This window comes from Egbenema bharatensis FJBBOT/2019 (assembly GCF_048077055.1).
In the GTDB taxonomy this organism is placed as follows: Bacteria; Cyanobacteriota; Cyanobacteriia; order Elainellales; family Elainellaceae; genus Egbenema; species Egbenema bharatensis.
Map to the genome: position 1 here is coordinate 64656 of NZ_CP182236.1, position 25187 is coordinate 89842.

A 25187-nucleotide genomic window follows, 5' to 3' on the forward strand; every position below is an offset into this window, starting at 1 on the left:
GAATGGCTGAAAGGGTGGATGAGGCGATCGCGCCTGATGTAGTGCTTGATGATTTGTATAAGTCCCTGATTAATACGCCCTAAACCTATGTCCAAACACACCCTCTTCGTCTGCCAATCCTGCCATCGTTCCTCCGAAGAACGACCCAAAGATCAACCTGCTGATAGCACACGTCTACTCGAACAACTCAATTCATTATGTATGGAAGAGTTGCAATCTAATAATCTTGAAATTCAACCTGTCGGCTGTTTGTGGACATGCGACAAACCCTGTGCTGTTGCTTTCTCTGCTCCTTACAAACCAACCTATCTGTTCACTAATCTACCAACCGATGAAGTCGCCCCTGTGCTGCTTCAATTTGGCAAACTCTACCTCGATAGCAACACAGGCAATGTGCCCTGGAAGCAGTTTCCTGAAGCGTTGCAGTCTGTGAGTATTGCCAAGATTCCGGTGGTGGAGGAAGGAGAGTAGAGAGTAGATGGGTGGATGGGTGAAGAGCGATTGTGCCCTGCACACACTTTGTGAATACTCACTACTCTGCTTTAACCGATCGCATAATCGCTCATCTCACGCATAAAAGGAGGATAAAACCCCAAAACAATATCGTGTTTCGGCACACCCAAATCGACTAAATCAGCCGCAATATCATGTTCAGTTGAGTTGTAGAAAATCCAAATCTTCTCACTGCGAATATCCAAATGCATCACACAATGATGAACCCATCGCTTATGCTGCCAGCCCAAATGTACGATTTGATAGTGATGTCGCTCAGTATCAAAAACTGTCTGAACCTCAATTTCTCCGTAGGCAGGTTTACTTTCAGCATATTTCAGTAAAAGCTGCTGCACAATTTGCTGATATTGAGTTAATGTATCGCTCATACTTTCCATCGCACAATCTTCTCCAACTGAATGTCATAAACAATTAATTTGACCTTGTTTTCTTCCAACATTGATGCCGGAAAATCAAGCTGAAAGAAGCTGTTGTAGGTCAAATCTGGAACCGCCAAATAGAGAACTCGATCGGGTTCTTCACGACGCAATGCACCCCGGTAATTAATAAACTGTCCTAATGCCGTATGAAACTCTGAAATGGCTGAGGCGCTCGTCAAAAAGCTCTTGACTTCTACCGCAATCTTTTTACCTTCTCGCTCTGCCGCCAACAACCGCTCTGCTCCCAGATCAATTTCCATATCTACCCCACCTACCTTGATTTGTAATGGATCATGAGTCACAATCCATCCGTCCTTCATCAAAGCAGTTTTGACAACCTGATGAAATCGATCCCTAGCCACTATCACTTCTCCTTAAAGTTCCTAATCGCTCTGACCAAGAGCGATCGATCAACGGCTTTAGTCAGTTTCTCTTTTGGAGCCACCTCCATAGTGTTGACTCAGAACTCATAGGTTTGCTGTCCCCATTTTATCGAATCATGACTCAGGCTCCTCTGCTGCGACTACTCCGCTATGCCAAACCCTATCGGGCACAAGTCTGGGCGGCAGTCGTCTGCTCCATCCTTCGCACCCTGCTTGACCTCGCACCCCCCTACTTGATTGGCGTTGCCATCGATGTTGTGGTTGAGCAAGAAGCCTCATTGCTCGCTCGCTTTGGCATTCAAAATCCGCTGACTCAACTGCTGGTGCTGTCCATTTTAACCATCACCGTCTGGGGCTTAGAATCCCTCAGTCAGTATGCAGCCGACAAGCTGTGGCAAAATCTAGCCCAGACCTTGCAGCACGAACTGCGCGTCGATACCTACAATCACCTGCAAGAGCTAGACCTGGCTTACTTTGAAGACCGCAGTACAGGTACTCTGCTGTCGATTCTCAACGATGACATCAACCAGCTAGAGCGTTTCCTCAACTTTGGTGCCAAGTTTTTAATCGACTTTTTCACACGAGTATCTGCTATTGGCATCACCTTTATGCTGCTAGCTCCTGGCGTTGCCTGGTTAGCAATGGTGCCCATTCCCTTCATTTTGTGGGGTACCTTTGCCTTTCAATCCCGCTTGGCTCCTTGTTATGATGCTGTGCGCGATCAAGCTGGACTGATTAGCGATCGCCTCGCCAACAACCTCTCTGGCATTGCCACGATCAAGAGTTTTACCGCCGAAGCTTATGAGCGCGATCGCGTCTACGTCGAAAGTGAAGCCTATCGTCGCAGTAATGGACGGGCGATCGCGATCAGTGTTGCCTTTCAGCCCTTACTGCGGGTCTTTATCCTATCGGGATTTGTGATCACCCTGTATTTCGGTGGGCGAGAAGTGCTTCAGGGAAATCTCACTGTTGGAACGTATGGCTTCATGGTGTTCATTGTGCAAAATTTGCTGTGGCCCTTCACCGAGCTGAGCGAAATCATGGATGAATATCAGCGGGCGATGGCATCGGTGCGGCGGGTGATGGGTTTGCTGGATACGCCTGTTGCGATACCTCATGGCGATCGCTCACTATCGCTCAATCACGTTCAAGGAGAAGTGCAGTTTAATGACATTACCTTTGCCTACAACGGTCGCAATCCGGTTCTCAAACATCTCTCTCTGCATGTTCCCACTGGTCAAACAATCGGCATCGTGGGTGCAACGGGTTCAGGTAAAAGTACCCTCGTTAAGCTTTTACTGCGCTTCTATGAAGTGCAAAGTGGACAGATCTTAATTGATGGTATTGATATTCGTAATCTCAACTTACTGGACTTACGACAGTGTATTGGTTGGGTAAGTCAGGATATCTTTTTGTTTCACGGTACCGTTGCTGAAAACATTCGCTACGGTAGTTTCAATGCAACTCGTGAGCAAATCATGCAAGCCGCAAAATTAGCCGAGGCACATGAGTTTATTGAGCAATTACCGCAAGGGTATGACACGATCGTGGGAGAACGGGGACAGAAGCTTTCAGGCGGACAGCGACAGCGATTGGCGATCGCTCGTGCCATCCTCAAAGATCCACCCATTCTGATTCTCGATGAAGCCACGTCAGCGGTAGACAATGAAACCGAAGCCGCAATTCAGAAGTCACTCCAAGTGATTACTCAAAATAGGACGACGATTGCGATCGCCCATCGCCTCTCTACCATTCGCCATGCAGATTGTATTTACGTAATGGATCAGGGACAGATTATCGAGCAAGGAAACCATGAAGAACTGCTGTCTTTGAATGGAAGCTATAGCAACCTTTGGGCTGTACAGTCAGGACTTTCACCAACGCTGCATTAACGCTGCATTAACGCTGCATTAACTAGAGCGTGTCAGGCTGTTGAATCACCAAGGCACGACCTCGCTGTCGAGTTCCAGGATTGATGCTAAACAGACGCACATATTGATGTGGATAGCGTTGTAGGAGTTGTGCTACTGCGGCGATCGCCTCCTCTTCCTGCGTTGCTCTAATCACGCCACAATCTGACCAGGAATTTGCCCGAAACCGTCGCGTATCCGCCTGTTCCACGCCAATATAGAATTTCTGGCTCAATACCTCTCGAATCCAGGCGATCGCTTGAGCGTTTAGAGGTGAGGATGGGTGATGTCCATTGCGAGAAGCAGGCTGAACGGTTGGGTATCCGTTGGGTTCATTGCGAATGGTAGCGATGCAGACCTGATCGTCGGCGCAGAGATAGCCCTGAAGCAGTTTTTGATTGATGCTGACGACATGACGGGCAAAGGTTGAATCGGCTTCCTGGACATTGGGTAAGCGATCGGCTTGTTGCTGATGGATAATCACTGAGCCAGATGCCACATACCTGCCCGCTGGAATCTCCACATTCTCAATTAATGCATGGGACATCACAATACAGCCATCTCCGACACGGGCATTAAATACAGTGGACCGGAATCCAATAAAACACCCCTTGCCCACATAGGCAGGCCCGTGAATCAACGCCATATGAGTAATTGAGGCATTGTCACTAATCCACACCGAGTAAGGGTCGCCATCATCGCCAGTGACACGCCCCTGCTCTAACCCATGAACGACTGCCCCATCCTGAATGTTGACATTGGCTCCGATGTAAAACGGCATTCCCTCATCAGCACGAATCGAGACCCCTGGCGCAATATGCACCTGTGCGCCAATACGGACATCCCCAATCACATTGGTTAATGGATGGATGTAAACACTGGGATCGATCGTCGGTTCAACCAATTGCTGCGACCAGGGAGTTGGCGGGGCAGGGATACTGTGGATGTCCATGCTAGCATGAGAATGATTATCATTCTAAATAATACCTGGAAACAGGTCTTGTTTGTACTTTGAACCTGGCAGCAGTTTTCCATTATGAGCCTCACCCTCTACAACACCCTGACACGTCGCAAAGAGCCGTTCATCCCAATTCATCCGGATCGGGTGACGATGTATTGCTGTGGGGTGACGGTGTATGACGATTGCCACCTAGGACATGCTCGCTCCTACATGGTGTGGGATGTGGTGCGACGATATTTGCAATGGCGAGGCTACTCGGTGTGCTATGTACAGAACTTCACCGATATTGACGACAAAATTTTGAATCGCGCCCGGGCAGAAGGATCAACCATGCAGGCGGTGAGCGATCGCTACATTGCTGCCTATTTCCGAGATATTCGACGGCTCAACATTCTGGATGCCGATGAGTATCCCCGTGTGACAGAGCATATTCCTGCCATTCATCGGTTAATCCAGGCACTGGTCGAAAAAGGTTATGCTTACGCGATCGACGGTGATGTTTACTACAGCGTGCGGCAGTTTGCAGAGTACGGCAAACTTTCGGGACGACGGCTTGAGCAAATGCAGGCGGGTGCGGGGGGACGAGTTGACCCCAACGATCCAGAGTTCAAAAAACAATATCCGTTTGATTTTGCGCTATGGAAAGCAGCAAAGCCAGGTGAGCCTGCCTGGGAATCTCCCTGGGGACAAGGGCGACCCGGTTGGCATATTGAATGTTCTGCCATGATTCGAGCCAGGTTAGGAGACGCGATCGACATTCATGGCGGCGGCGGGGATCTGGTCTTTCCCCATCATGAGAATGAGATTGCTCAGTCGGAAGTACTGACCGGGCAACCCCTCGCCCGCTACTGGTTGCACAACGGTATGGTGACAGTAAATGGTGAAAAGATGTCCAAATCGTTGGGCAATTTCACCACCATTCGAGCATTGTTAGAAGGCAGTTGGTCAGACTATCCACAGCCCGTTGACCCAATGGCAATTCGGCTATTTGTGCTGCAAGCCCATTACCGTAAACCATTGGATTTTACGAAAGATGCCATTGTTGCCGCTGAGAACGGCTGGCAAACGCTGAAAGAGGGACTGACACTGGATTGGCAGCGATTGAATTTATCATCCCAGATGCCGATTCCTGGTGAACTGGACGCTGAATCGGTCAATCGTTTTCAAACAGTAATGGACGATGATTTGAATACGGCAGCAGGATTAGCGGTGCTATTTGAGTTAGCCAAGATACTGAAGCGGGAGTTCAATTTACGCTGCTATCAAGGATTGTCAGAACTAACTGATATTCAGTTACACCAGAGATCGCAAACCCTCACTCACCTGGCGCAGATTTTGGGCTTAGAGATTCAGTCAGAATCCATCCCTGAGTCAGGCGTTGATGTTGCTTGGGTTGAAGCTTTGCTGCAACAACGGCAACAGGCACGTCAGGAGAAACGCTATGCCGAGAGCGATCGCATCCGCAATGAATTGCAAGCGGTGGGCATTACCTTAATTGATCAACCCGATGGACAGAGCCGTTGGCATCGGTCTTGAAGAGGCATCATCATGACCCTAAAATCCATTCTGGAGTTAAGTGCGAAAGAAACATTGTCGGATTATGTGACGGCGATCGCCTGGTCGCCGATGGGCAATACCTTAGCGGCTGCCTCTGGGTCGGGGGAAGTGCGCTTGTTAAAGAATTTTGTGAGTCTGTCGTTATGTCAGCCCACAGGTCAATCTATCGATGCCTTAGCCTTTTCATTCGATGGCAAATGGTTAGCGGCAGGTGGGCAGGATGGCACCATGACGCTGTGGCAGACGAATGAAGATGTACCCAGAATTGCGGATACATTGGAATGTGGCTCCTGGGTTGATCGCCTGGTCTGGCATCCCACCTGTAATCACCTGGCATTTAATCAAGGAAAAACCGTACAGATTTGGGATGCGGATCAAGCGAAAGCCGTGACCCGTTTAGTCGGAATTGCCAGTCCACAAGATATTCGCTGGTCGCCGGATGGGAAACACCTGGCGATCGCCATCAAAAGCAACATCCTCATTTGGAACAGCCAGGACTGGAGCGCACCTCGCTACCAGTGGGAGTTGACTTCGCCCGCCAGTGCGATCGCCTGGTCGCCCGATGGTTCCTTGCTGGCTTGCGCGATTCATGACCACAGTATCGGAGTGCTGGACTGGTCAAAAGTACAACACCTCCAGCGTGAGCCAACCGACGACAATGACCTGCCCACTCTCATGCGTGGCTTCCCTGGAAAAATTCGCCAGTTAGCATGGGCAGATTTACCGCCATCGCCTGACCTGCCGCCGATTCTAGCTGCTGCCACTCGCGAACTGGTGACGATGTGGATGCAATCCCCCGAAGGTTGGGATAGTTGGGTGTTAGACCTGCACAGTGATACGGTCTTGGACGTGGCATTTCAACCCAAAACGGGATGGCTTGCCTCACTGTCCGAAGATGGCTGGATTATTCTGTGGCAAGCAGCCCTGGAAGCGGCTCAAGTATTGGAAGGAGCAGAGGCGGGGTTTTCCTGTCTGGCATGGCACCCAACGGGACGACACTTAGCCGCTGGCGGACAACGGGGTGAATTGTTGGTTTGGTCTATGTCTACAAATAGGTGATGAACTGTATGGAAAAGCCGGAAGCGTTTGATGTGATTGTGGTGGGCGCGGGTGCATCGGGCATCGGGGTTGGGGCAGTGCTGAAGGATTTGGGATTGGAGAATTTTGCCATCCTGGAGCGGCATCAAATTGGCGAGTCCTTTCGACGCTGGCCGCAAGAGATGAATTTCATTACCCCATCCTTCCCCAGTCATGGCTTTGGACACCTCGACTTGAACGCGATCGCCCGAAAAACCTCTCCTGCCATTAGCTTTCGGCGAGAACATCTGACGGGCAACCAATATGCTCAGTATTTAGAGAAGGTTGTAGATTACTTTCAGATTCCGGTTTATACCGACGTTGAAGTTCAAAAGATTGAAGCTTTACCACAGTGCAGAGGGTTCCTGGTTCATGTTCCTGACGGTATTCTCAAAACCCAATTCCTGATTTGGGCGGCTGGGGAATTTCAATATCCCAACTTAACTCCTTTTCCGGGTGCAGATTTATGTTTACACAATTCTCAGATTCAATCCTGGACTTATTTTAAAGGAGATGAATTTATCATCATCGGTGGCTATGAAAGTGGTATGGATGCGGCATCCAATTTAGTTGCATTAGGCAAACGGGTCAAAGTTTTAGATCGCACTGGCATTTGGGCAAATCCCGATACTGATCCCAGTATTTCCTTATCTCCCTACACCCTTCAGCGGATTGAGTTTTGCTACTCTACGGGGCGATTAGAACTGATTGGCAATGCCGCGATCGAAGAGGTGAAAACTGTTCCTGGTGGCTATGCCGTCTATAGCGAATACAACAAATGGGTGTCACCCACCCAACCGATCCTCTGCACCGGATTTGAGGGCAGTTTGAAACAAATTGCTCATTTGTTTAACTGGTCTGAAGGCTATGCCAGATTAACTGAAGAAGACGAATCAACCATCACTCCAGGATTATTTGTAGTGGGTCCTTCCGTGCGTCACGGAAACGTCATCTTCTGCTTTATCTACAAGTTTCGCCAGCGTTTTGCCGTTGTTGCCAATGCGATCGCTCAACGCCTTGGCATCGACACTACACCCCTTGAGGGTTATCGACAGGAAGGGATGTTTCTGGACGATCTCTCCTGCTGCGACAACGACTGCATCTGTTAACCCCACTCCCCACTCCCCCATGTTTCCCTCCACCGCTTCCACTCAACGCACAATCGTTTTAATTGGCAAAGAAAGCACTGGGAAGTCTCAACTGGTCGCCTCTCTGACCCATCGCACACCCTACAGCAGCAATTTTCGTGGCTCTACAGTCACCTGTGAAACCTATGCCGGAGATGGAGCTACTTTTGTCGATATTCCTGGCATTTTATATCGTTCCGACACTGCCACGACGCGAGTCGCGCTAGAACGATTGCAGATCCATGACACGGTGTTGCTGGTGGTCAAGGCGACCCATGTGGATGAGGATTTAACCGATCTATTACCTTTAGTCGCGGGTAAGCAGGGAATTGTCGTCATCACGTTTTGGGATAAGGTATTGCCGTCAACCATTACACAGCAGACGGTTCAGCGCTGGGAACAAGCTTCCAATCTGGCATTCATCCCAGTGGATGCAAGGCATCTGACTGCCACGCAACGACAGGAAATTTTAGCGGCAATGCATGAGCCGTCGGTCTTTCCCAGCCAATGGCATCTCATTCCGGCTGGATGGCACATCGAACCGCGTCCAACGTTGCTGGAGCATCCCCGTTTGGGTTGGCTGTTGGCGATCGCCCTGCTGCTCATACCCGCCGTTCTTGCGGTCTGGTTTGCCAATACCTTTGCGGCGATCGTTGATCCACTCGTACAGGGATTGGTCAACCCAACGGTAGAAGCCCTCTCTGGCTTACCGTCCCTACCCAGGGAAATTTTGATTGGGCGCTATGGCTTGGTCACAATGGGACCATTGCTGTTTGTCTGGGCAGTGCCAACGGTTATTCTTTATGCTCTATTCCTGGGTGCTTACAAAGCCAGTGGTTTAGTCGAACGAATCACCGTTGCCCTACATCCGTTGTTACGTCCCTTCGGCTTATCAGGACGAGATTTGGTGCGTGTCATTATTGGGTTTGGCTGCAATGTGCCAGCCGTGATCAGCACTCGCGCCTGTTCCAGTTGTTCTCGCAAAACTTGCATTTCAGCGATCGCCTTTGGTTCTGCTTGCTCCTATCAATTGGGTGCCACCCTGGGAGTTTTCAGTGTAGCGAACTTACCCTACCTGGTGATTCCTTACCTGCTCTACCTGGCTGTCACAACATTAATTTATACCCGCCTGATTGCGCCCAAGTCGGCTCGGTCTCCCCAAAATAGTCTCATGATTGAGCATCGCACGTTTCTGGACGTTCCCCGGTGGTCAGCCATTTGGCGTGAGACAAAGGGAACGCTGAGCCAGTTCTTTACCAACGCCATTCCCATTTTTCTGGTGATCACGTTAATTGCTTCTGTCCTGGACTGGCTGGGTGTTTTGAATCGTTTGAGTCAGTTGATTAATCCAGCAATGGGGTTGTTTCGCCTACCACCGGAAGCTGCATTGCCTGTGATTCTGGCATCGATCCGTAAAGATGGACTCCTGCTGTTTGCTGAACCTAATACGGTTAGCCTGTTGTCCCCTGTGCAAATCCTCACAGGCGTTTATCTAGCCGGGGTACTGTTCCCCTGTCTGGTGACGGCACTGACGATCGCTCGTGAACAATCACTCAAGTTTGCGCTGGGGTTGATGGTAAGGCAGGCGACTGCGGCGATCTGCTTTGCCTTAGTTCTAGCTTGGGGCGGTCGTTTACTCTGGGCAGTGTGAAGCAAAGTTTGATTTCAATGAGTCATTTTGCCTCACGCGATGCCTTGCTAGAGCGATTTTCAGAGATTTAGCTCTGCCGTAAAGCGGCATCCCATAGAATGAGAACTATTATCAGTTTTAGGTGATAGTTTCTTGTCCAGAATCCAGAGGAGAAGTTGTGATGACTGCATCAATTTACAATCCTGCCACTCAAATTGGTGGAGAGACTCAATTCTTTGAATGGGTCTGGCAAAATCAAACCTATTCACTTGCCTATGAAACACGCGGCAGCGGCACTCCAGTTCTGCTCCTGCCTGCCTTTAGCACCGTTTCCACTCGTGGCGAAATGCAGGGGATTGCCGAAAAGTTAGCCCCACACTTTCAAGTGGTTGCAATGGACTGGTTAGGATTTGGGCAATCCGATCGCCCCCCATTAAACTATTGCCCAGCCCTCTACCACCAACTCCTCCAGGATTTTGTTCGCTCCCACTTCCAGCAACCGATCGCCGTTGTCGCTGCCGGACATGCCGCTGGATACGCGATGCAAGCTGCTCAACAGCCAAACCTTTTCTCAAAACTGGCGTTGGTGGCTCCTACCTGGAAGGGACCATTATGCGCGATGGGTGCGCCAACACCTGTGCGGGATGGGGTGCGGGAACTGGTGCGGTCCCCGGTCTGGGGCAATTCCTCTACGGGCTGAATACAACTCCCGGTTTTCTCAAATTCATGTATCGTCGTCATGTGTTTGTGAATGAAGCACGGCTTACCCCAGACTTTATAGCAGCCAAGCACCAGATTACCCAGCAACCGGGGGCACGGTTCGCCCCAGCCGCCTTTGTGACGGGAACCCTAGACCCGATGGCTAATCGAGACGAGTTTTTGACGGTGGGGCAATCCCTCACCATCCCTACCCTGGTTGTCATAGGCGAACAATCACCACCTCAATCAAAGGCTGAAATGGAAGCCTTAGCAACATTGACTAACATCCAATCTGCTCGGCTGTCGGGAACATTGGGTATGCATGAGGAAGATGCGAGTGAAGTAGCAGCGATCGTATTACCGTTCCTACGAGCTTAATTTGTACCCATCATCAAACTTAAAACCAGGGAATGGAGTCGAAGAAACGACCCATTTGCTGGAGATTGCTAAATACGCCTACGATCCCTCCTGCTACTCCCAAGGCAACAAGGGTATAGATCTGGGATGCCGTAATATCCGAAAGAAAATACCACCCATAGGAGAGTGGGATTAGAGCCAGGAAGCAGCCAATAAAAGCACCCCAGAAAAATCGGATCGCTGCATCGGTTAGCTTGTTGGTTGGCGGGTCGGATGGTGTCGGTGGCATTGGAAATTACCGCATTAATGAGTTGTGGGTATTCTGGCACACTTCCTCACCTGCTAACGTTCGGTTTCCTCAACCCAAAACTGCCAGAATTCCGCCTCAACCCAAAACACTTGTTGAATCTTAGCTTTTATCTATAATTTGAGAATGATTATCGTTCTTTAGCAAAGAGGCGTAACCGATGGTAGCTGCCGATATTCCAAGTTCTGTCCCTGTAACCGTCCTCACAGGCTATTTAGGCGCAGGAAAGACGACGCTCCTCAACCGCATCCTGACTCATGAACATGGCAAGAAGGTCGCGGTCATTATCAATGAGTTTGGCGAGGTCGGCATCGACAATCAGTTGGTGATTGATGCCGATGAAGAAATCTTTGAGATGAATAACGGCTGCATCTGCTGTACAGTTCGCGGCGACTTAATTCGCATCATTGGCAACCTGATGAAGCGGCGCAATAAGTTTGACCATCTCGTGATTGAAACGACTGGGTTGGCAGATCCCGCTCCTGTGATCCAGACCTTCTTTATGGACGAAGACGTGCGATCGCAAGCCAGCCTGGATGCCGTTGTCACCGTTGTGGATGCCAAGCACATTCACCAGCACTGGGATGCCGATGAAGCGATCGAACAGCTTGCGTTTGCTGACGTGATTTTGCTCAATAAAACCGATTTGGTTACACCCACTGAACTGGATGAATTGGAGCAGCGCATCCGTTCGATGAATGCAATGGCAAAAATCTACCGCACCAGAGATGCTCAAGTGGCAATGGACAGCATCCTGGGAGTCGGTGCTTTTGACCTGAGTCGTGCCCTGGAAATTGACCCCAATTTCTTAGGTGAGGATGCTCACGAACATGATGAGACGGTCGGTTCTGTGGCGATCGCAGAATCGGGTGTGTTGAACTTTGAGCGGCTGAATACCTGGATGGGGGAACTGTTACGCAATCAAGGACCGGATATTTTCCGAATGAAAGGCATTCTCAACATTGAGGGTGAAGACAATCGGTTTGTGTTTCAGGGGGTTCATATGCTGTTTGACGGCAGAGCCGATCGCCCCTGGAAGCCCAACGAAACCCGCAAGAATGAACTGGTCTTTATCGGTCGCAATTTGGATGAAACACAGCTAAAAGAAGGCTTCCGGGCGTGTCTGGCATGAAAACAAAAGCACAACTGGAATTTCAACAAACCTGGCGAGGCAGTTTGTCAGATTATGTCACCGCGATCGCCTGGTCGCCGGATGGGCATTCTCTAGCGGCTTGTTCGGCGGCTGGGGAGGTGATGTTAATCAGCTTGCCAGGTTTCCAATCTACTCTTCTCCAGAGTGAAACGGGGTACTCTGTCGATTGTCTTACGTTTTCCCATGACGGGCAATTTTTGGCGATCGGGGGGCAAGATGGGCAGGTCAAGATCTGGTCGCTTCAATCGGGTGCGCCAAAACTCATCACCGCTTTAGAAAACAAGTCTGTTTGGGTCGATCGTCTCTGTTGGAGTCCGACAACGCATGAGCTTGCCTTCAGCCTGGGCAAATACGTTCAGATTTGGGATGCCGATATTCAGAACGTTGTGACGACGCTTAACTTCGAGGCTTCGACCGTCCTGGATTTAGATTGGCGCAGAGATGGGAAGTATCTGGCGCTGGCGGGCTATCAAGGGGCAAGGGTCTGGAACACGAACGACTGGGATACAGAGGAGAAGGTATTAGATGTCCCCTCGGCAACGGTGGCGATCGCCTGGTCGCCTAATAACCAATTCATTGCTAAAGGAAATCTTGACAGCACTCTAAGCGTGATGGAGTGGGGCAATCCGGCTCCGTGGCTGATGCAGGGCTTTCCCAGTAAAGTGCGACAACTGGCGTGGTCAGATGTTCCCACCAGTATTGGGGTGCCACTGCTGGCATCTTGTAGAGGAGCTGCTGTTGTCGTTTGGGAACGCGATAGGGATGAGCGTTTGGGCTGGGCAAACCGAATTCTGGGTAATCATCAAGGGGTGGTGCAGGCGATCGCCTTTCAACCCGGTTCACTCCTATTGGCATCAGCAGCAAAGGACGGTTGGGTTGCCCTTTGGCACCGGGGTACCCGACTGATTCAATCGCTCACAGGAGTGTCCCACGGCTTCTCCTGTCTCACCTGGCATCCGCAGGGACATCAATTAGCGGCAGGTGGGTTGGGTGGTGAACTGTTGGTCTGGTCACAGACTTCGCGTGGTCGTGGGTTTGGTGGACGATAAGTTCTTCTTTTACCCGTCAGGTTCATCTAAAGGCACAACTTGCTTTCAATACCCCTTCGAGAAGTTTGATACCCATTCCATCACCTTGGCAGTTCTGTACAAATCTGACACGAATAGCCTTCATCCGATCGCCCCCAAACTCGGTACAGCACTCTCTGTTGACCATCTCCCAGTTCAACTGTCAACTGCTCCCAAGTCAGCAGGCGCTCAGTTCCTTGACCAGATCCCAACACTAACTCAATGCTAAGGATGTGTTGTACCTGTGCTAGCAGCGACCAGCCACATTGAGGAAATAAAGAATTACTTTCCCAAACATCGGTGATCAAGTCTACTGCATCTGGAGACAATCCCTGAGGCTGGAGCGATTCCGGTAAACCGATCGCAGTGGTCAACAACTCATCCGACCACCAAGCCCACCATTCGGTGCGATGAATCAGTTCTGCCTCAGCAGCGTAGCGAATCTCCGCGATCGGCGTTTGGTCAAGTCCCGCTAATCTGACTGCCTCATCCCAGTCAATTGCAACGTAGCGCCTAGTCAGATATCGACCCATCGTTGTATGAGATCCAAGCGGTCAAATACAAGCAAAATCGAACGTTGAACAAATGGCATGAACAGCAAAGTCCTCAAGCAGTACGCTGCATCACTGACTCAACCCAGCAGTACGCTACAACCAGTCCTGTCGCAACAGCGAACATCAGGAAACACACTCCACAACGGTACAGAATTGCCTCAGCTAGCCATGCATGAGGTATAGAACTCCGAGTATCGTTTTTTCTCATCCATCTATTGCTACATTAGAATTCTTAACTATCCGGAACACTTCTTAAAGAGATGCGGCAATTGCCTATCCCTTGGGCGATTCATGGTTGCCCTCAATGTCTGCCTCCATCCGAGCCAGTGCTCGTTCATACACCCGTAATCCTAGCAAGATGAGGCGAACCAGCATCTGATCTGGATGTCTCTGACTAGCAGCCGCTAACTCCACAATCCGATCGGTAGGAACATGCTCATTGAACAACACCAGATTGCTCTCTAGTTCATGCACCAGGCTGCGGCGGTGCTTCTGGGCATTCTCTCGCAATTGTTCCCCTGTGGGAGAAGCCAGCAGGAACTCCAATACCTCAGCCACAAAGGGCGATCGCTTTTTATCCTCGGCGGTTGATTGGGACTCGATCGCTGCCAACAACTCTGCATTCATATAGAAAGTAGGACGACAGGCCCCTTCTGGGTGTTCGTCCTGCCGTGTCTGAGGATTGGCAGGGGTTCCTCCATTGTTACGCTTGGGACTTGACATCTAGCCGAGTGTCCATCAAATTCAACTGATGCCATCGTAAATCCCGTTGCCAGGGAAGTAAACAACCCGAGAGCGATTTTATAGAAACCCTACAGTGGATGGATCAGAAGTTAAAGGCACTTCACATTGCCTTTAATCTAATAAAAGTCCTACTTAGTAGGACTTTTAAGCATCTCCGTTTAGCTAAAGGCTTCCAGGCTGAATCAAGTAAAGTGATGGAGCAGCTTGATATTGGGCTGGAAAATAGCTATTGTTCCTTGAACGGATGGCTCTAAGTAAAAGGGGTATAACCCAGCGGTTCAAGAAACTACACAAGATCCTTAAGTAAAGATAAAATCACTTGCAAGCTAGAGTAAGTTGTTAGACTATTACCTTAAGTAGGATATAAATTGAGTTTTGTAGGACATTAATCCTCTGCTCTTACAGCTTGGTGGATTCAGGATGACATTCCCGTTCTGTGGTCTTTCCTGGGCATCCACCGTTTAACCCATTTCCTTGAGGGGCAATCTACCGCCCTTTGTTGAAGATTTTGAAGGCAGGATCAGCGATAGCCGCTAGCTTGTGTGCCCTGTTATAACTTTCTACGCTGTTGACTGCTCGAAAAAGGTGAACTTGTTTGTTTCTATCAGTTCATGAACTCACTCGAGTCAGGTCGTGAGGAGAATTGTCTAGCCAGATCCTAATGCAAGGCTAGATGTCACTTTTGATCATTCATGTTAGTTTGCAACATTTCGTTTCAGGACTTTTGCAACATGACGAATACTCGTTTTGTCTTCAATCCTTCAGTTGAAGCAGGATATTCGCTTCGCTCATTATCTCTTCTAGGATTCGTATGCCTGGCAATCATTACATTGCTTATGGTGATTCAACTTCCGGTCATGTTCTATTCTGTCATCAGTATCAGTTATTTATGTCTGCGCTGCTCGTTCGCGTTCAATCTATTGATGCCGATCGCCACTTCTCATCCTTGGTTGCGATATCTAGGAGGATACAGAACCCTAGGTCTTTTGCTAGGGACGTTCCTATTTCTCGCTATCACAACCAATGCAAACCCAGCTTTAGCTCAAATCTTTGATACGGCTGAAGAACAGGTCGGCAGCATTTTTGGAGAGTATTTGGACAGTGAGATTATCACGTTTTTGTTCGGGTTAATCCGCGTTGTGATTTGGGTCGCTGCCGTTGGGTTTGTCTTCTTTGCGATCTATCAAGCTCAACGTGGAGAACAATGGCAACCCTTAGCGCAAAACGCCTTCATCATTGTGGCAGCAGTGGTACTGGTTGAAGGGTTGAGTGCCTTGTTCTTTGGTGAAGGTGGCGCATAAGGTGAGTGCATCTCGCTCAGGAGTTGGCGATTATGGCTGAACGCAATGAGCATTCTTTTCGGATGGTGAATCAAAGTCTGGGACAACAACCGACCCTGGGCCCCATTCCCGCCAACCTGCTTGCCCCCTCTGGGATCATCCTGGTTTTTACCTATTGCTTAACTCAGATCATTCTTCAGTTGAGCTTTGCGGTGTTCATGGTCATCAGTGCCTGGGGCATCAGCAGTTGGTGGATCGTGGTCGGGGAAAAGACGTGGAAGTTCACGAACAAGTTTGTGACTGTTCCAGATTGGAAACGAGGACACATTCGCTACAAACGTTGTTTGAACCACTATGACGACTAAACCAAGGACTGGACAACAATGCTATCACTTCAAGCCGTTTGAAGATGAAACGCATTTGGAATGTATTTGCAAACTCAATATCCGAGGGCGGAATATCGGTGCTTACCTGCTAAAACGGGGGCAACAGTTTAGCTTTGTTTTTGGCTTCAAAGCCCCAGGGATTCACACACTGTTCTCTAGAGAACAAGCTGAAGCAACTCTGAATCAAATCGAAGCTGGACTGAAAGGATTTCGCCCTGGCGATCGGCTTCGCATTCATTTCCGTTCCTTTGCCGATGATGGAGAACGTCAGCAGGAGTTGGAACAGTTAGTCAATGCAACGGATTGTTTGGAGACACAATTTCTACTGCTGGCTCAACAACGATCGACGCGATCGCTAACCGAAAGCAGCGAACGCCAAATGAAGCAACTCTATCTCTTTGCAACTTACACTATAGAACCTGGGAAAGAAATGAGTTCAGATCACCTGGAAAGGGTTCTTGCCTGGATGATTGCCCAATATGAGGCACTCAAAGGGATGAAGGAGCGCAAGGAGCATGAACAGTATCAACAAATGCTGAAACATGCGTTCAGCTATGGCTATTTCCATTGGGAACAGTTGATTAACTCGCGGATGGGGCTTCAGGCATCTGCCATGACGGCTGAGGAGCTATGGGGCTACTTGTGGCAGCAGTTTAACACACACTCCCCTCCTCCCCTCCCTCAATGCCTGGTTTTGCAAGAGAACCAGGGCAAGCTCTGTTTGGAAGAAGAAATTCGAGACGATGGCCATGCGGTTTCAGTGCTACTTCGAGGGGAGCAGGGTCGCCCGGCTCATCCGAAAGCCGATCGTCAATGGGTGCGAGTGCGGAGTCAATTTGTGGGAGCTTTAGCCCTGGAGTCTAAACCCACTGGCTTTGCCTCACCTGAGCATCAGCTTTACTACCTCTGGCAAGCCTTAGCGAATGTTCCGGACTGCGAGGTGGTCTGTGAGTTAGCGGCGGCTGACCGGATGATGACTCGGATTACGCTGCAACGATTGACCCGGCAGAATATTACCGCCACCTATCGGGCCACTGAGTTTAAGAATGTGGATGTCGCGTCGCAAGTGCGGGCTAAACGCGGTATCGAGGCTCAAGAGAAAATTTTTGAGGGAGCGATGCCGATTTGGGTGAGTGTCCTGGCACTGGTCCATCGCACCGATCCAGAGAGCCTGAATGAATCCTGTCAGAAAATCTCTCATGCCTTTCCCCAAGGGGAGTTTATCCGAGAAACAGAAGTGGCGTGGTTACTATGGCTCAAATCCCTTCCCATTGTAGAGGGCTGGTTGCTAGGAGACAATCGCAAACAACTGTATTTAACCAATGAGGCTCCAGCCCTGATGCCATTGGCTTGTAGCAGAGCAGTCGATACACAAGGGTTAGAACTGATCACCCGACAGGGCAACATGCCATTACTGATCGATTTTGTTCACAAACACCGGGGCATCCTGATTTTTGGTGAAACCCGCAGCGGTAAATCTGTTCTGGCATCCGATATTTTTGTCTGGGCGATCGCACATGGGATGAATGTCATTTCCCTGGATTATCCCAAACCCGATGGTACGACGACTTACACGGATTTGGTAAAGTTCTTTGGAGAGCAAGGGGCTTACTTCGACATTGGCTCTGAACGGAATAATCTCTTTCAAATTCCAGATTTACGACATTTGCCGCTCCAACAGCAAGAAGAACGATTGGAAGATTATAAAGAGTTCCTGGTCAAGGCACTCAACACGATGGTAATGGGGACTCAAACTGAAGGACAACTCGGTAAGCGAGTCCACACGATGCTCTGGCAAGCACTGGCGGTTTTCTTTGCAGACTCACAAATCCAGAAGCGGTATCAGGTAGCGTTTGAACACGGGTTGGGGAGTAAAGCCTGGAGGAAGATGCCTACGTTGATGGATTTTGTGGAAACAGTTAGAGGTCTAGATTTGGGTGTGGATTCGGAACTCGCTCGTGAGGCAACCGCTACAATTCTGCTGGAGTTACAGGGATGGCTGACCAGCCGCGTTGGGAAAGCGATTTCTCAACCGTCTACCATTCGTGCTGATGCTCGCTTCACTGTGTTTGCGCTCCGCAATGTGGGAGACAACATTGAAGCTGCTGTTTTGGCACTTTCCGCTCAGTCAATGGCGTTTCGTAAAGCATTGGAAGTGACGGATTCCCTGTTGGCGATTGATGAAAGTCCGATTCTATTCAAGTACAACGGCATTGCTCAAATCATTGGGCAGGTCTGTGCCAATGGGGCAAAGGCTGGGATTCGTCCGCTGATTATTGGTCAAGATCCTGATACGATCGCAAATTCGATCGCAGGGTCGCAGATTCTGCAAAACCTCAATACTCGTTTAATTGGCGCGATTCAACCGAACGCTTTGGCATCCTACGAACGCTTCTTTGGCTACAATCCCGCCGTGCTGCTGCCCAATACCAATGAATCCTTCCGTACGAATCCCTCTCAGTTGTGTTCGCACTGGCTCGTCGATGCCGATGCCCGATTAGTCCAGTGTCGCCACCATCCTGCCCCAGAGTTATTGGCAGCCGTTGCCAACAACCAGAAAGAACAGCGTGCCAGGCATCGCGTGCTGGCGCAACACCCTAACAAGTTTGCCGGATACAAAGCCTTTGCAGATGAGTATGTGAACGCAATGCAATCTGGGAGATCAATGGACATGATCGTTCCTGAAGGACATCCATCCACGGTCGAAGTCATTCATTCTCCATCAGCACTCCATACAAACAATGAACATTTTTCCAGAACCCCAATGAGGTAGACAATGAAAAAACGAACTGCATTCACGATTGTGGTGGGAACAGGTTTGCTATTTCCAGTGCTAGGTGCAAGCATTGCCACGGCTGCATTTATGCCGGGAGGAGTTGGTGAGTCCTGGTACGATCTTGTCCTCAATCCTCGAGGCGGCAATCCTCTAGAGCGGATCTTGGGACGCATTGGCAGAACAGATGAAATCATGGATATTATCATGGAGGTTGCGCTGGGAGGAGAATGGGGCGATCTCATCTCGATGACGGGTTCATCTCCACCCAATCCTTATGAAGTCAGAACGACGGATGGGGTTCCTGGCTCAGGTGTGTTGACCATTAATCCAGTAGTGCGTCAGCGCGATGTTGCCAATCTCTACGATCAGGAACTGGGACGATCGCTTGCGGCACCTATGTTGGGCGAAGAAGGTAAAATGCAAGTTCAAGAAGAAGGAGAACGAGTTGCTGCAATTTTGGCAACTAATCAGCAAGGGTTGGCAACCACACAACGACTGGCTGAGGAAGCGCGATCGCTCACTGTGACACAGGATGTGATGAAAAATCAAACACAGATGAATTCTGTATTAGCAGGCATTGTTACAAACACGGCTGCATTAACGGCAGATAACCGTCTGGCACTTCTAGAATTGCAACGCCTGGACAGCATTATTGCACAGCTTACAGCGAACACTAGCGAAGGGATCGACGAATCAAATCGTCGCGAACGGGTGGAGCGCAGAGCACTCACAACTAGGGCAGCTCGCGCTCCTGTTTATATTCCTGGACTGTTGGATACGGGAGACCGTTATTCTGATGAAGGTAGAGGATAGCCATGTACATGAATTACGGTTCTCTTCTCCTTGCCCAAGTTGGAGGTGGAATCGGAATTATTGAAGACAGTGTTAACCAACTAGAAGCAGTCCAAGCTGCCTGGAATGAGCGATGGTCAGATATTTTTGCCGGTAACAATGGATTGTACCTGGGTATCACTGAATTTGCTGCGGTTATTGTGGCAGGGGCATTTATCTTTTTTGCTGTAATTTGGGTCAAAACCGCGATCGATCGGGGAATTTTACCTGCTCTACCAGAAGTCCTCTGGGTGTTTGTCGTCATGGCACTGTTGTTTAATAATGGTGCTCTATTAGGGGCTACTACATTGGGGATTCGTAATTTGATCAATGCTCAAACTCAGATTGTTTTGGACGTGCAAATCGGCGAAATTTCAATGCTAGAAGCCCTCAACGATGTCATCCTCTCTCAGCAAGCCAAAAGCGAGATTCAACAGGAATATGCCGAATGTGAGGCAAAAGAAGGACAGGCTCAAATTGACTGTTTTATCGATGCTGGAGAGCGAGCTAGAAATCGGTTAGATGCAGAGTTTAGAGCAAGGGGTTGGTGGACAGCAGGTGTGGAACGACAGTGGGCAAGAATTACGCAGATCACCGAACAAATTCAACAAGAATACGAAAATAATCCGTCTCGCAGTTTTATTTCCAATCCTGGCACCGATATTTTGGTTGCCTACTTCTTGCAAACAGGCAGTCAAGCATTGGCAGAACAGTTACTGAAAGGTTGGCAGTGGGCCTTTGCAAATCTTTTGGAACTATCGATGCTGCTGACAGGATTGTTGGGTCCGATCGCCGTTGCAGGGTCAGTAATTCCGTTGCAGGGTCGTCCCCTCTGGGCATGGCTGATCGGTTTCTTCAGCCTAGTGCAACTTCAGGAGACCTTTTTTGCAAGGGGTTCTAGCAAGGGACATTCAAACCAGTCACACACTCTGGTCTTTAATTCCTGTACACTCAATTTCTGTTGCGGTTCTACAATTGCTCGTTTTGCATGTATCCACTTCGGTTCAATCGCATTCAACCAGGGACTCTTTACTGGTAACTGACACACGATCAATCGCACTCCCTTTCCAGTTTGTTTGACTTGTGCATTATGTTGTTTAATCCATTGCTGGACTTGTTTAGAGACATGCCAGCTCGCATTGTCCCAGACCAACGGCATGACTCGTTTTCCCATCTCGCTCACTTGAGCCGTGACCCACTCTAAAAATTGACAGGTGATCTCACTGACCGGGCGCTGCTCGACAAAACGCAATAACATTTGTGCCTCTGCTCTCAAGTAAATGCCATAACAAGCAATTGCCTTCGGCTCAGTTTCAGCTTTGTCAGCTGTCTTCTCCACCAACTGCAATGGCTGACCCTCCTCACTCCAACTGTGCATCATTGGATCACGCAGCCGACTCCACCACACCTCGTCGAGAAATCCTACCACCCAATCTGGGTTTTGCTCACTCATCTGGATCAAGCGGTCGCGTTGCCGCTTTTTTAGCTCATACTGCTCATCGGGAGAAACAATCCAGGCTTTAGCTCGACGCCAGCTAATCCCCATTGCTTTGAGTGCTTCCTCAATCGTGGTACGGCTCACCTGATGCTCGGTGAGACCTTGCTCATGAGCCACCTCTGCTAGCAAGTCCAACGTCCAGGTGGAACGAGATTTGCCATAGTGCCGAGGATTGGCATGCAGCAACTGATGTAACTGAGCACGCTTGTCCTGATCAAAGATGGGTTTGACCGTTTTAGGGCGACTCGATTGGGCTTGCAAACAAGCTAATCCCTGCTGATGGAAGGCACGTATGGTATTGCGAACAGTCTGAACACTGCAACCGACCGCAGCAGCAATTTCTCTGGCTTGAGTTCCTCGGGCACTGGCAAGCAGAATTTGGCAACGGCGTAGGGTAAAGGCATTTTTAGATCGCAATCCCTGTTCGAGGGCTGTTTGCTCAGTCTCACTCAAGGGACGCACGTATAGGGGGGGAAGCATCAGGACAATCAGCAAATTAAAAGTTGTTAATCCTAGCGTAACTTCTGCTCTCACCAATTGCACAATAGCTTCGGTGAAGTCACACTAGGTATGGCAAAGTTCTCCTACAACGTCATCGTGGGGTTAGCCGCGACTGTTGTCGTTGCAGCAAATGCCCAAGATCAAAGTGATTTCAGCTTTTTGTTGTTAGTTAGTGTTCTGGCTCCGATTCTGGCCCTGGCATTAGCTGGAGGTGCGGGTATGGCCGTTTTTCGAGGAGTTAGTGGGGGCATCACTCGCATTATTGCAGTTGGTACGTCATTCATTCCAATTCCTAAATAGACTATGCAAAGAATTTCTGATCTAAAGCGCACGTCTCAACGATTCAAGCTCGATTCCAGCGATATCCTGCCCTTGGCATTTCTGGGATTATCAATGGGTGTTGTCTGCCTTACCATTGCCTTCATCTGGCTTGCTCTTGCAGTCTCTAGACTCGCCAATCAACCACCGCCCACATTAGTGCAGCAAGTGGATGGACGAGCGTATATGGTGCGAACAGAAGACTATTTTCACCGAGAACCAGAAGTCATTCGTAAAACGGTTTCAGATTGGGCAATCATGACCTTCTCGGGGGGAAGGCTTCCTGGAAACCAAGATACTGCGATCGACTCAGGTGTAGCAGTAAAAGGACGCAGGCGTGTTACTACTGGTGCTTGGGAGGCTTCGTTTCTCTTGGCTCCGGACTTCCGCGACACTTTTCTAAATGAACTTGCGGCAGCGGTAATTCCTCCGGGAATATTTGAGGGACGAGTTGCCAGCGTGCTGGTACCCCAGACCATCTCCCCTCCCCAGTTGGCTGGCGATAACCGTTGGAAAGTGGATATGGTAGCGACCCGTATCATCTTTGATAGCACGAATCCATCCGGTTACTCAATCCCGTTTAACCGCACCTTTTATGTTAAGGCAATTGACCCCCCTCAAAATCCTCTAACCCAAAACGCCACTGAGTATCAGCGCATCGTTTACCAAATGCTAGAAAGCGGTTTGCAAATTGAGGAGATTCGACCATTTGAGGCAGTAAAGAGGAACTGACTGATGCAAGAAAAGAAATCCTCCACAGCAAATAACAATCAAACTCAGGACACTGACATCACAACTGAAGATCTCCGCAGGTTGACTCAAGCTCCCTCAGTTCAACCCCTAATTACAGAAAACGAATTTTCGATTGAAGAAGTGCGTTCACCTCGTCCTCGATGGACACAACCATTGCCTAAGTTTGCGCTGGTTGGAACGATTCTGTTTCCTGTGTTTGGAATTGTCTGTTGGTTTGTCCTAGGTGGTGGCAATCGCTCCCCGCAAGTAGAGGCTCCTGTTCTGAATACAGCGATCGCCCCATCCCAAACAACTGAAAGCGAGGAAGTGGCACGTCTGCAAGAAGAAAATGCCAAACTTAAAGCCCGGATGGCACTCGATGATCAGGTTGAGATCGAGCAGCAATTGCGCCAAAGCAACACTCAAATGCAACCGCCGGAGGTAGAGACGCAGGAGAAGTCACCTGTTGAGCCTGAGGTCACTCCGATGCCTGCTCGCACTGAATCTCCCCCTCGGCAAGTTGTTTACAATTCCCCCTCACCTCAAATTCAAACGACACCTGCTCCGGTCACAAGACCTACCTCGGTCGCAAGATCTGCTGCACCAACACAATTGGTTGATCCAATGCAACAGTGGCAACGGTTGGCTCAGTTAGGCAGCTATGGCTCGATTCGACCAGAAGGGATAACCACTGTGGAGTTCTCTTCAGCACAGCAAGGAGCAAGTCAATCTGTGCCGGGCTTATCAACTCTGGTGAGTGCTACTTCATCAGTGCCGATCGCTCGAATTGCTCCAACCTCTGCCGTGCAACTGCCTTCGTCCGGTCGTGTTCCACAAACAAGAGAGCGGGAAAATCCGCCAGACAACACCCTGAATGTTGAGCAACGCTTTCCCGATGAAGTTTCCCAGGATGCTTCAGCAATGCAGGCGAGGAATTTGCTTTCCCAAACTTCTCTATCCGTCTTGGAAGATGCAGAAGCGATCATCCTTGAGGGTAGTTCCATACCACAATCACTCATTGCGGGAACTCGTAGCCCCGGCGTTCTGCTAACTCCGATTGTGGTAGATGAATCAGAGGGGCAAACTCAATTTGCAGTGATTCTATCCGAATCTTTAATAGATAGCCGTGGAGCCACTGCGTTTCCGGGTGGAACCCAGTTTTTGGTTCAGGTCGACCATATATCCGAGACTGGGCAGGTGCATCTCTCCGCGACCACCGCCACTTGGGATGTAAATGGACATCAACAAGAACTGATTCTGCCAACGGGTGTAATTCAAGTTCGGGGTGAAGCGGGTGAACCTTTGATGGCAAAGCATTACGAGGATCGAGGAGATGAGATTGCGGCGATGGATGCGGGGCAGTTTCTCCTGGGCGCGATCGGTCGAGCCGCAGAACTGTACACACGATCGGAAACTCGCATACAAACTAGAGGCTCCAGCACGGTGGTTACTGAAAACAATCCAGAACCAAACATTTTAGCAGGGTTAATCGAAGGTGGAACAAACGCAATTCTTGGCACAATTCAGGAACGTAATCGACGGGCAGTGGAACGCTTGGAAGAATTACCGAATGGCCGATTCGTAGAAGCTGGTACCCCTGTAGAAATCTTTGTAAACCAATCCCTGTTTATGCCGATGTAACACTTTTCTTTTACTACTCTAATTACCCTTCGAGGATAAAACGATGAAACGACTTTTGACCGTCGTAGGGAGTTCCTTATGCTTTTTTTCACTTACATTTTCTGCTGTTGCTCAAGTAGTTCGTACAGTTCCAGTGAGCCAAGCACGCGGCGATCGCCAAATTGTCACAGTTGAAATTTACCCAGGACACGGGACAACACTCAACTTCCGCTCCACAGGCGAAACGATTCGACGAGTCTGGTTGGATGATCTCTCCAAAGTCACCTTGAGTTTTGATGATGCTGGTTGCAGCGTATCTGAAACGGGAAATGAATGCGCTGCCCGGGTGATTCATCTGCGCCGAATCAATCCCCTGGAGTTTCCCAATCTACCTACGACTGGAACCACATTACTCACGGTGTTAACCGATGGAGGATTGTATCTGTTTCGTCTTGCGTTTCCAGAGTCTGGCAACCCCAATTACTACTCCCTAGAGATTCAACCCGATTCTATAAGTTCTGGCATTCAACCTCAACCCGTAGCTGTCTCAATTGAGGGCAGCAGTGGGGCACAACTGATTGAGCAGGGGTTGAGAGTGGCACAGTCCCGTAACCTGATTGCTGAAGGCAACCCGCTGTGGGAACGATTGCAGAACCTGATTGTAGCAGTGCGTCAGGGAGTGTATGTGGAAGTAGCTGCCGCACAAGCTGGAGTCTCTCAAGCACTCATTGTGCGATTAGTTGAACTGGGGCAATCCGTATCTCCAAGCGTGACACTGTGAGGAGGA

The 25187-nt window shown here is 49.6% G+C and carries 24 protein-coding genes and 1 pseudogene; 18 read left to right on the forward strand and 7 right to left on the reverse strand.

The features are described from left to right. The first annotated feature begins 87 nt into the window (after nucleotides 1-87). Nucleotides 88-471, forward strand: coding sequence for a DUF1636 family protein (locus tag ACM1PF_RS00375; RefSeq protein WP_416671395.1), 384 nt, complete (start codon nucleotides 88-90; stop codon nucleotides 469-471). Between the two features lie 71 nt (nucleotides 472-542). Here the strand turns inward: ACM1PF_RS00375 and ACM1PF_RS00380 are convergent, their stop codons facing one another. Both ACM1PF_RS00380 and ACM1PF_RS00385 read right to left on the reverse strand, forming a co-directional pair. Beyond that, the gene (locus ACM1PF_RS00380) at nucleotides 543-890 is read right to left on the reverse strand and encodes a XisI protein (RefSeq protein ID WP_416671397.1); all 348 of its coding nucleotides are present in this window, start codon (nucleotides 888-890) and stop codon (nucleotides 543-545) included. Then, entirely contained in the window at nucleotides 878-1294 is a 417-nt protein-coding gene (locus ACM1PF_RS00385; protein WP_416671399.1) for an element excision factor XisH family protein, read from the reverse strand. Before ACM1PF_RS00385 ends, ACM1PF_RS00380 begins: the two co-directional genes overlap by 13 nt. A gap of 137 nt (nucleotides 1295-1431) precedes the next feature. On the opposite strand from ACM1PF_RS00385, the gene ACM1PF_RS00390 reads away from it, so the two are divergent. Next, the gene (locus tag ACM1PF_RS00390; RefSeq protein ID WP_416671403.1) at nucleotides 1432-3207 is read left to right on the forward strand and encodes an ABC transporter ATP-binding protein; all 1776 of its coding nucleotides are present in this window, start codon (nucleotides 1432-1434) and stop codon (nucleotides 3205-3207) included. Between the two features lie 22 nt (nucleotides 3208-3229). Here ACM1PF_RS00390 and ACM1PF_RS00395 read toward each other — a convergent pair whose 3' ends face one another. Next, entirely contained in the window at nucleotides 3230-4177 is a 948-nt protein-coding gene (locus ACM1PF_RS00395; RefSeq protein ID WP_416671404.1) for a ribulose bisphosphate carboxylase small subunit, read from the reverse strand. Nucleotides 4178-4261: 84 nt separating this feature from the next. Here ACM1PF_RS00395 and cysS point away from each other — a divergent pair, with 84 nt between their 5' ends. The 5 genes and pseudogenes from cysS (at nucleotide 4262) to ACM1PF_RS00420 (ending at nucleotide 10654) form a co-directional block, all read left to right on the forward strand. Further along, nucleotides 4262-5722, forward strand: coding sequence for a cysteine--tRNA ligase (gene cysS / locus ACM1PF_RS00400; protein ID WP_416671406.1), 1461 nt, complete (start codon nucleotides 4262-4264; stop codon nucleotides 5720-5722). Between the two features lie 12 nt (nucleotides 5723-5734). Continuing rightward, nucleotides 5735-6802: a WD40 repeat domain-containing protein gene (locus tag ACM1PF_RS00405; RefSeq protein ID WP_416671409.1), complete on the forward strand. Its 1068-nt coding sequence runs from the start codon at nucleotides 5735-5737 to the stop codon at nucleotides 6800-6802. Nucleotides 6803-6810: 8 nt separating this feature from the next. Next, the gene (locus ACM1PF_RS00410; RefSeq protein WP_416671412.1) at nucleotides 6811-7929 is read left to right on the forward strand and encodes an NAD(P)/FAD-dependent oxidoreductase; all 1119 of its coding nucleotides are present in this window, start codon (nucleotides 6811-6813) and stop codon (nucleotides 7927-7929) included. Nucleotides 7930-7948: 19 nt separating this feature from the next. After that, on the forward strand, nucleotides 7949-9598 hold the full coding sequence (locus ACM1PF_RS00415) for a nucleoside recognition domain-containing protein (protein WP_416671415.1): 1650 nt from the start codon (nucleotides 7949-7951) through the stop codon (nucleotides 9596-9598). Nucleotides 9599-9758: 160 nt separating this feature from the next. Then, nucleotides 9759-10654: pseudogene (locus ACM1PF_RS00420) on the forward strand (alpha/beta fold hydrolase). A gap of 19 nt (nucleotides 10655-10673) precedes the next feature. Here the strand turns inward: ACM1PF_RS00420 and ACM1PF_RS00425 are convergent. Further along, the gene (locus ACM1PF_RS00425) at nucleotides 10674-10922 is read right to left on the reverse strand and encodes a hypothetical protein (RefSeq protein ID WP_416671418.1); all 249 of its coding nucleotides are present in this window, start codon (nucleotides 10920-10922) and stop codon (nucleotides 10674-10676) included. A gap of 178 nt (nucleotides 10923-11100) precedes the next feature. Between ACM1PF_RS00425 and ACM1PF_RS00430 the strand changes: the two genes are divergently transcribed. Both ACM1PF_RS00430 and ACM1PF_RS00435 read left to right on the forward strand, forming a co-directional pair. Continuing rightward, nucleotides 11101-12072 carry a CobW family GTP-binding protein gene (locus ACM1PF_RS00430; protein ID WP_416671421.1) on the forward strand — a complete coding sequence of 324 codons (972 nt, stop codon included), beginning with the start codon at nucleotides 11101-11103 and terminating at the stop codon, nucleotides 12070-12072. Further along, nucleotides 12069-13142, forward strand: coding sequence for a WD40 repeat domain-containing protein (locus tag ACM1PF_RS00435; RefSeq protein WP_416671422.1), 1074 nt, complete (start codon nucleotides 12069-12071; stop codon nucleotides 13140-13142). Before ACM1PF_RS00430 ends, ACM1PF_RS00435 begins: the two co-directional genes overlap by 4 nt. An 80-nt stretch (nucleotides 13143-13222) precedes the next feature. Here the strand turns inward: ACM1PF_RS00435 and ACM1PF_RS00440 are convergent, their stop codons facing one another. After that, a complete protein-coding gene (locus ACM1PF_RS00440; RefSeq protein WP_416671425.1) occupies nucleotides 13223-13693 on the reverse strand; it encodes a hypothetical protein in 471 nt (156 codons plus the stop codon). 57 nt (nucleotides 13694-13750) lie between these two features. Here ACM1PF_RS00440 and ACM1PF_RS00445 point away from each other — a divergent pair, with 57 nt between their 5' ends. Then, nucleotides 13751-13897 carry a hypothetical protein gene (locus tag ACM1PF_RS00445; protein ID WP_416671427.1) on the forward strand — a complete coding sequence of 49 codons (147 nt, stop codon included), beginning with the start codon at nucleotides 13751-13753 and terminating at the stop codon, nucleotides 13895-13897. 90 nt (nucleotides 13898-13987) lie between these two features. Here the strand turns inward: ACM1PF_RS00445 and ACM1PF_RS00450 are convergent, their stop codons facing one another. Beyond that, the gene (locus tag ACM1PF_RS00450) at nucleotides 13988-14437 is read right to left on the reverse strand and encodes a hypothetical protein (RefSeq protein WP_416671429.1); all 450 of its coding nucleotides are present in this window, start codon (nucleotides 14435-14437) and stop codon (nucleotides 13988-13990) included. A 1007-nt stretch (nucleotides 14438-15444) separates the two neighbouring features. Between ACM1PF_RS00450 and ACM1PF_RS00455 the strand changes: the two genes are divergently transcribed. The 4 genes from ACM1PF_RS00455 to ACM1PF_RS00470 are packed head-to-tail and all read left to right on the forward strand — an operon-like array spanning nucleotide 15445 to nucleotide 19713. Then, nucleotides 15445-15759: a hypothetical protein gene (locus tag ACM1PF_RS00455; RefSeq protein WP_416671431.1), complete on the forward strand. Its 315-nt coding sequence runs from the start codon at nucleotides 15445-15447 to the stop codon at nucleotides 15757-15759. A gap of 32 nt (nucleotides 15760-15791) precedes the next feature. After that, complete coding sequence (locus ACM1PF_RS00460; protein WP_416671433.1) at nucleotides 15792-16103, forward strand: hypothetical protein; 312 nt, start codon at nucleotides 15792-15794, stop codon at nucleotides 16101-16103. Then, nucleotides 16093-18897 carry a hypothetical protein gene (locus ACM1PF_RS00465; protein ID WP_416671437.1) on the forward strand — a complete coding sequence of 935 codons (2805 nt, stop codon included), beginning with the start codon at nucleotides 16093-16095 and terminating at the stop codon, nucleotides 18895-18897. The genes ACM1PF_RS00460 and ACM1PF_RS00465 overlap by 11 nt, the downstream gene beginning before the upstream one ends. Before the next feature lie 3 nt (nucleotides 18898-18900). Further along, nucleotides 18901-19713 (forward strand): hypothetical protein, encoded by an 813-nt coding sequence (locus ACM1PF_RS00470; protein ID WP_416671440.1) that lies wholly within the window; start codon nucleotides 18901-18903, stop codon nucleotides 19711-19713. Nucleotides 19714-20602: 889 nt separating this feature from the next. Here the strand turns inward: ACM1PF_RS00470 and ACM1PF_RS00475 are convergent. Next, on the reverse strand, nucleotides 20603-21772 hold the full coding sequence (locus tag ACM1PF_RS00475; protein ID WP_416669750.1) for an IS630 family transposase: 1170 nt from the start codon (nucleotides 21770-21772) through the stop codon (nucleotides 20603-20605). Nucleotides 21773-21799: 27 nt separating this feature from the next. On the opposite strand from ACM1PF_RS00475, the gene ACM1PF_RS00480 reads away from it, so the two are divergent. The 4 genes from ACM1PF_RS00480 (at nucleotide 21800) to ACM1PF_RS00495 (ending at nucleotide 25181) form a co-directional block, all read left to right on the forward strand. Next, on the forward strand, nucleotides 21800-22030 hold the full coding sequence (locus ACM1PF_RS00480; protein ID WP_416671443.1) for a hypothetical protein: 231 nt from the start codon (nucleotides 21800-21802) through the stop codon (nucleotides 22028-22030). A gap of 3 nt (nucleotides 22031-22033) precedes the next feature. Beyond that, the gene (locus ACM1PF_RS00485; RefSeq protein WP_416671445.1) at nucleotides 22034-22780 is read left to right on the forward strand and encodes a hypothetical protein; all 747 of its coding nucleotides are present in this window, start codon (nucleotides 22034-22036) and stop codon (nucleotides 22778-22780) included. 3 nt (nucleotides 22781-22783) lie between these two features. Further along, nucleotides 22784-24421 (forward strand): hypothetical protein, encoded by a 1638-nt coding sequence (locus ACM1PF_RS00490; protein WP_416671446.1) that lies wholly within the window; start codon nucleotides 22784-22786, stop codon nucleotides 24419-24421. Between the two features lie 133 nt (nucleotides 24422-24554). After that, nucleotides 24555-25181: a hypothetical protein gene (locus ACM1PF_RS00495; RefSeq protein WP_416671448.1), complete on the forward strand. Its 627-nt coding sequence runs from the start codon at nucleotides 24555-24557 to the stop codon at nucleotides 25179-25181. The last annotated feature ends 6 nt before the right edge of the window (nucleotides 25182-25187 follow it).

Bases quoted from the DNA above. Each gene is read 5' to 3' on its own strand.
- ACM1PF_RS00395 (WP_416671404.1), bottom strand. From the start codon at position 4,177: ATGGACATCCACAGTATCCCTGCCCCGCCAACTCCCTGGTCGCAGCAA.
- ACM1PF_RS00460 (WP_416671433.1), top strand. From the start codon at position 15,792: ATGGCTGAACGCAATGAGCATTCTTTTCGGATGGTGAATCAAAGTCTG.
- ACM1PF_RS00485 (WP_416671445.1), top strand. From the start codon at position 22,034: ATGCAAAGAATTTCTGATCTAAAGCGCACGTCTCAACGATTCAAGCTC.
- ACM1PF_RS00410 (WP_416671412.1), top strand. From the start codon at position 6,811: ATGGAAAAGCCGGAAGCGTTTGATGTGATTGTGGTGGGCGCGGGTGCA.
- ACM1PF_RS00380 (WP_416671397.1), bottom strand. From the start codon at position 890: ATGGAAAGTATGAGCGATACATTAACTCAATATCAGCAAATTGTGCAG.
- ACM1PF_RS00450 (WP_416671429.1), bottom strand. From the start codon at position 14,437: ATGTCAAGTCCCAAGCGTAACAATGGAGGAACCCCTGCCAATCCTCAG.
- cysS (WP_416671406.1), top strand. From the start codon at position 4,262: ATGAGCCTCACCCTCTACAACACCCTGACACGTCGCAAAGAGCCGTTC.
- ACM1PF_RS00390 (WP_416671403.1), top strand. From the start codon at position 1,432: ATGACTCAGGCTCCTCTGCTGCGACTACTCCGCTATGCCAAACCCTAT.
- ACM1PF_RS00375 (WP_416671395.1), top strand. From the start codon at position 88: ATGTCCAAACACACCCTCTTCGTCTGCCAATCCTGCCATCGTTCCTCC.
- ACM1PF_RS00445 (WP_416671427.1), top strand. From the start codon at position 13,751: ATGAACAGCAAAGTCCTCAAGCAGTACGCTGCATCACTGACTCAACCC.
- ACM1PF_RS00465 (WP_416671437.1), top strand. From the start codon at position 16,093: ATGACGACTAAACCAAGGACTGGACAACAATGCTATCACTTCAAGCCG.
- ACM1PF_RS00435 (WP_416671422.1), top strand. From the start codon at position 12,069: ATGAAAACAAAAGCACAACTGGAATTTCAACAAACCTGGCGAGGCAGT.
- ACM1PF_RS00480 (WP_416671443.1), top strand. From the start codon at position 21,800: ATGGCAAAGTTCTCCTACAACGTCATCGTGGGGTTAGCCGCGACTGTT.
- ACM1PF_RS00470 (WP_416671440.1), top strand. From the start codon at position 18,901: ATGAAAAAACGAACTGCATTCACGATTGTGGTGGGAACAGGTTTGCTA.
- ACM1PF_RS00430 (WP_416671421.1), top strand. From the start codon at position 11,101: ATGGTAGCTGCCGATATTCCAAGTTCTGTCCCTGTAACCGTCCTCACA.
- ACM1PF_RS00405 (WP_416671409.1), top strand. From the start codon at position 5,735: ATGACCCTAAAATCCATTCTGGAGTTAAGTGCGAAAGAAACATTGTCG.
- ACM1PF_RS00425 (WP_416671418.1), bottom strand. From the start codon at position 10,922: ATGCCACCGACACCATCCGACCCGCCAACCAACAAGCTAACCGATGCA.
- ACM1PF_RS00440 (WP_416671425.1), bottom strand. From the start codon at position 13,693: ATGGGTCGATATCTGACTAGGCGCTACGTTGCAATTGACTGGGATGAG.
- ACM1PF_RS00490 (WP_416671446.1), top strand. From the start codon at position 22,784: ATGCAAGAAAAGAAATCCTCCACAGCAAATAACAATCAAACTCAGGAC.
- ACM1PF_RS00415 (WP_416671415.1), top strand. From the start codon at position 7,949: ATGTTTCCCTCCACCGCTTCCACTCAACGCACAATCGTTTTAATTGGC.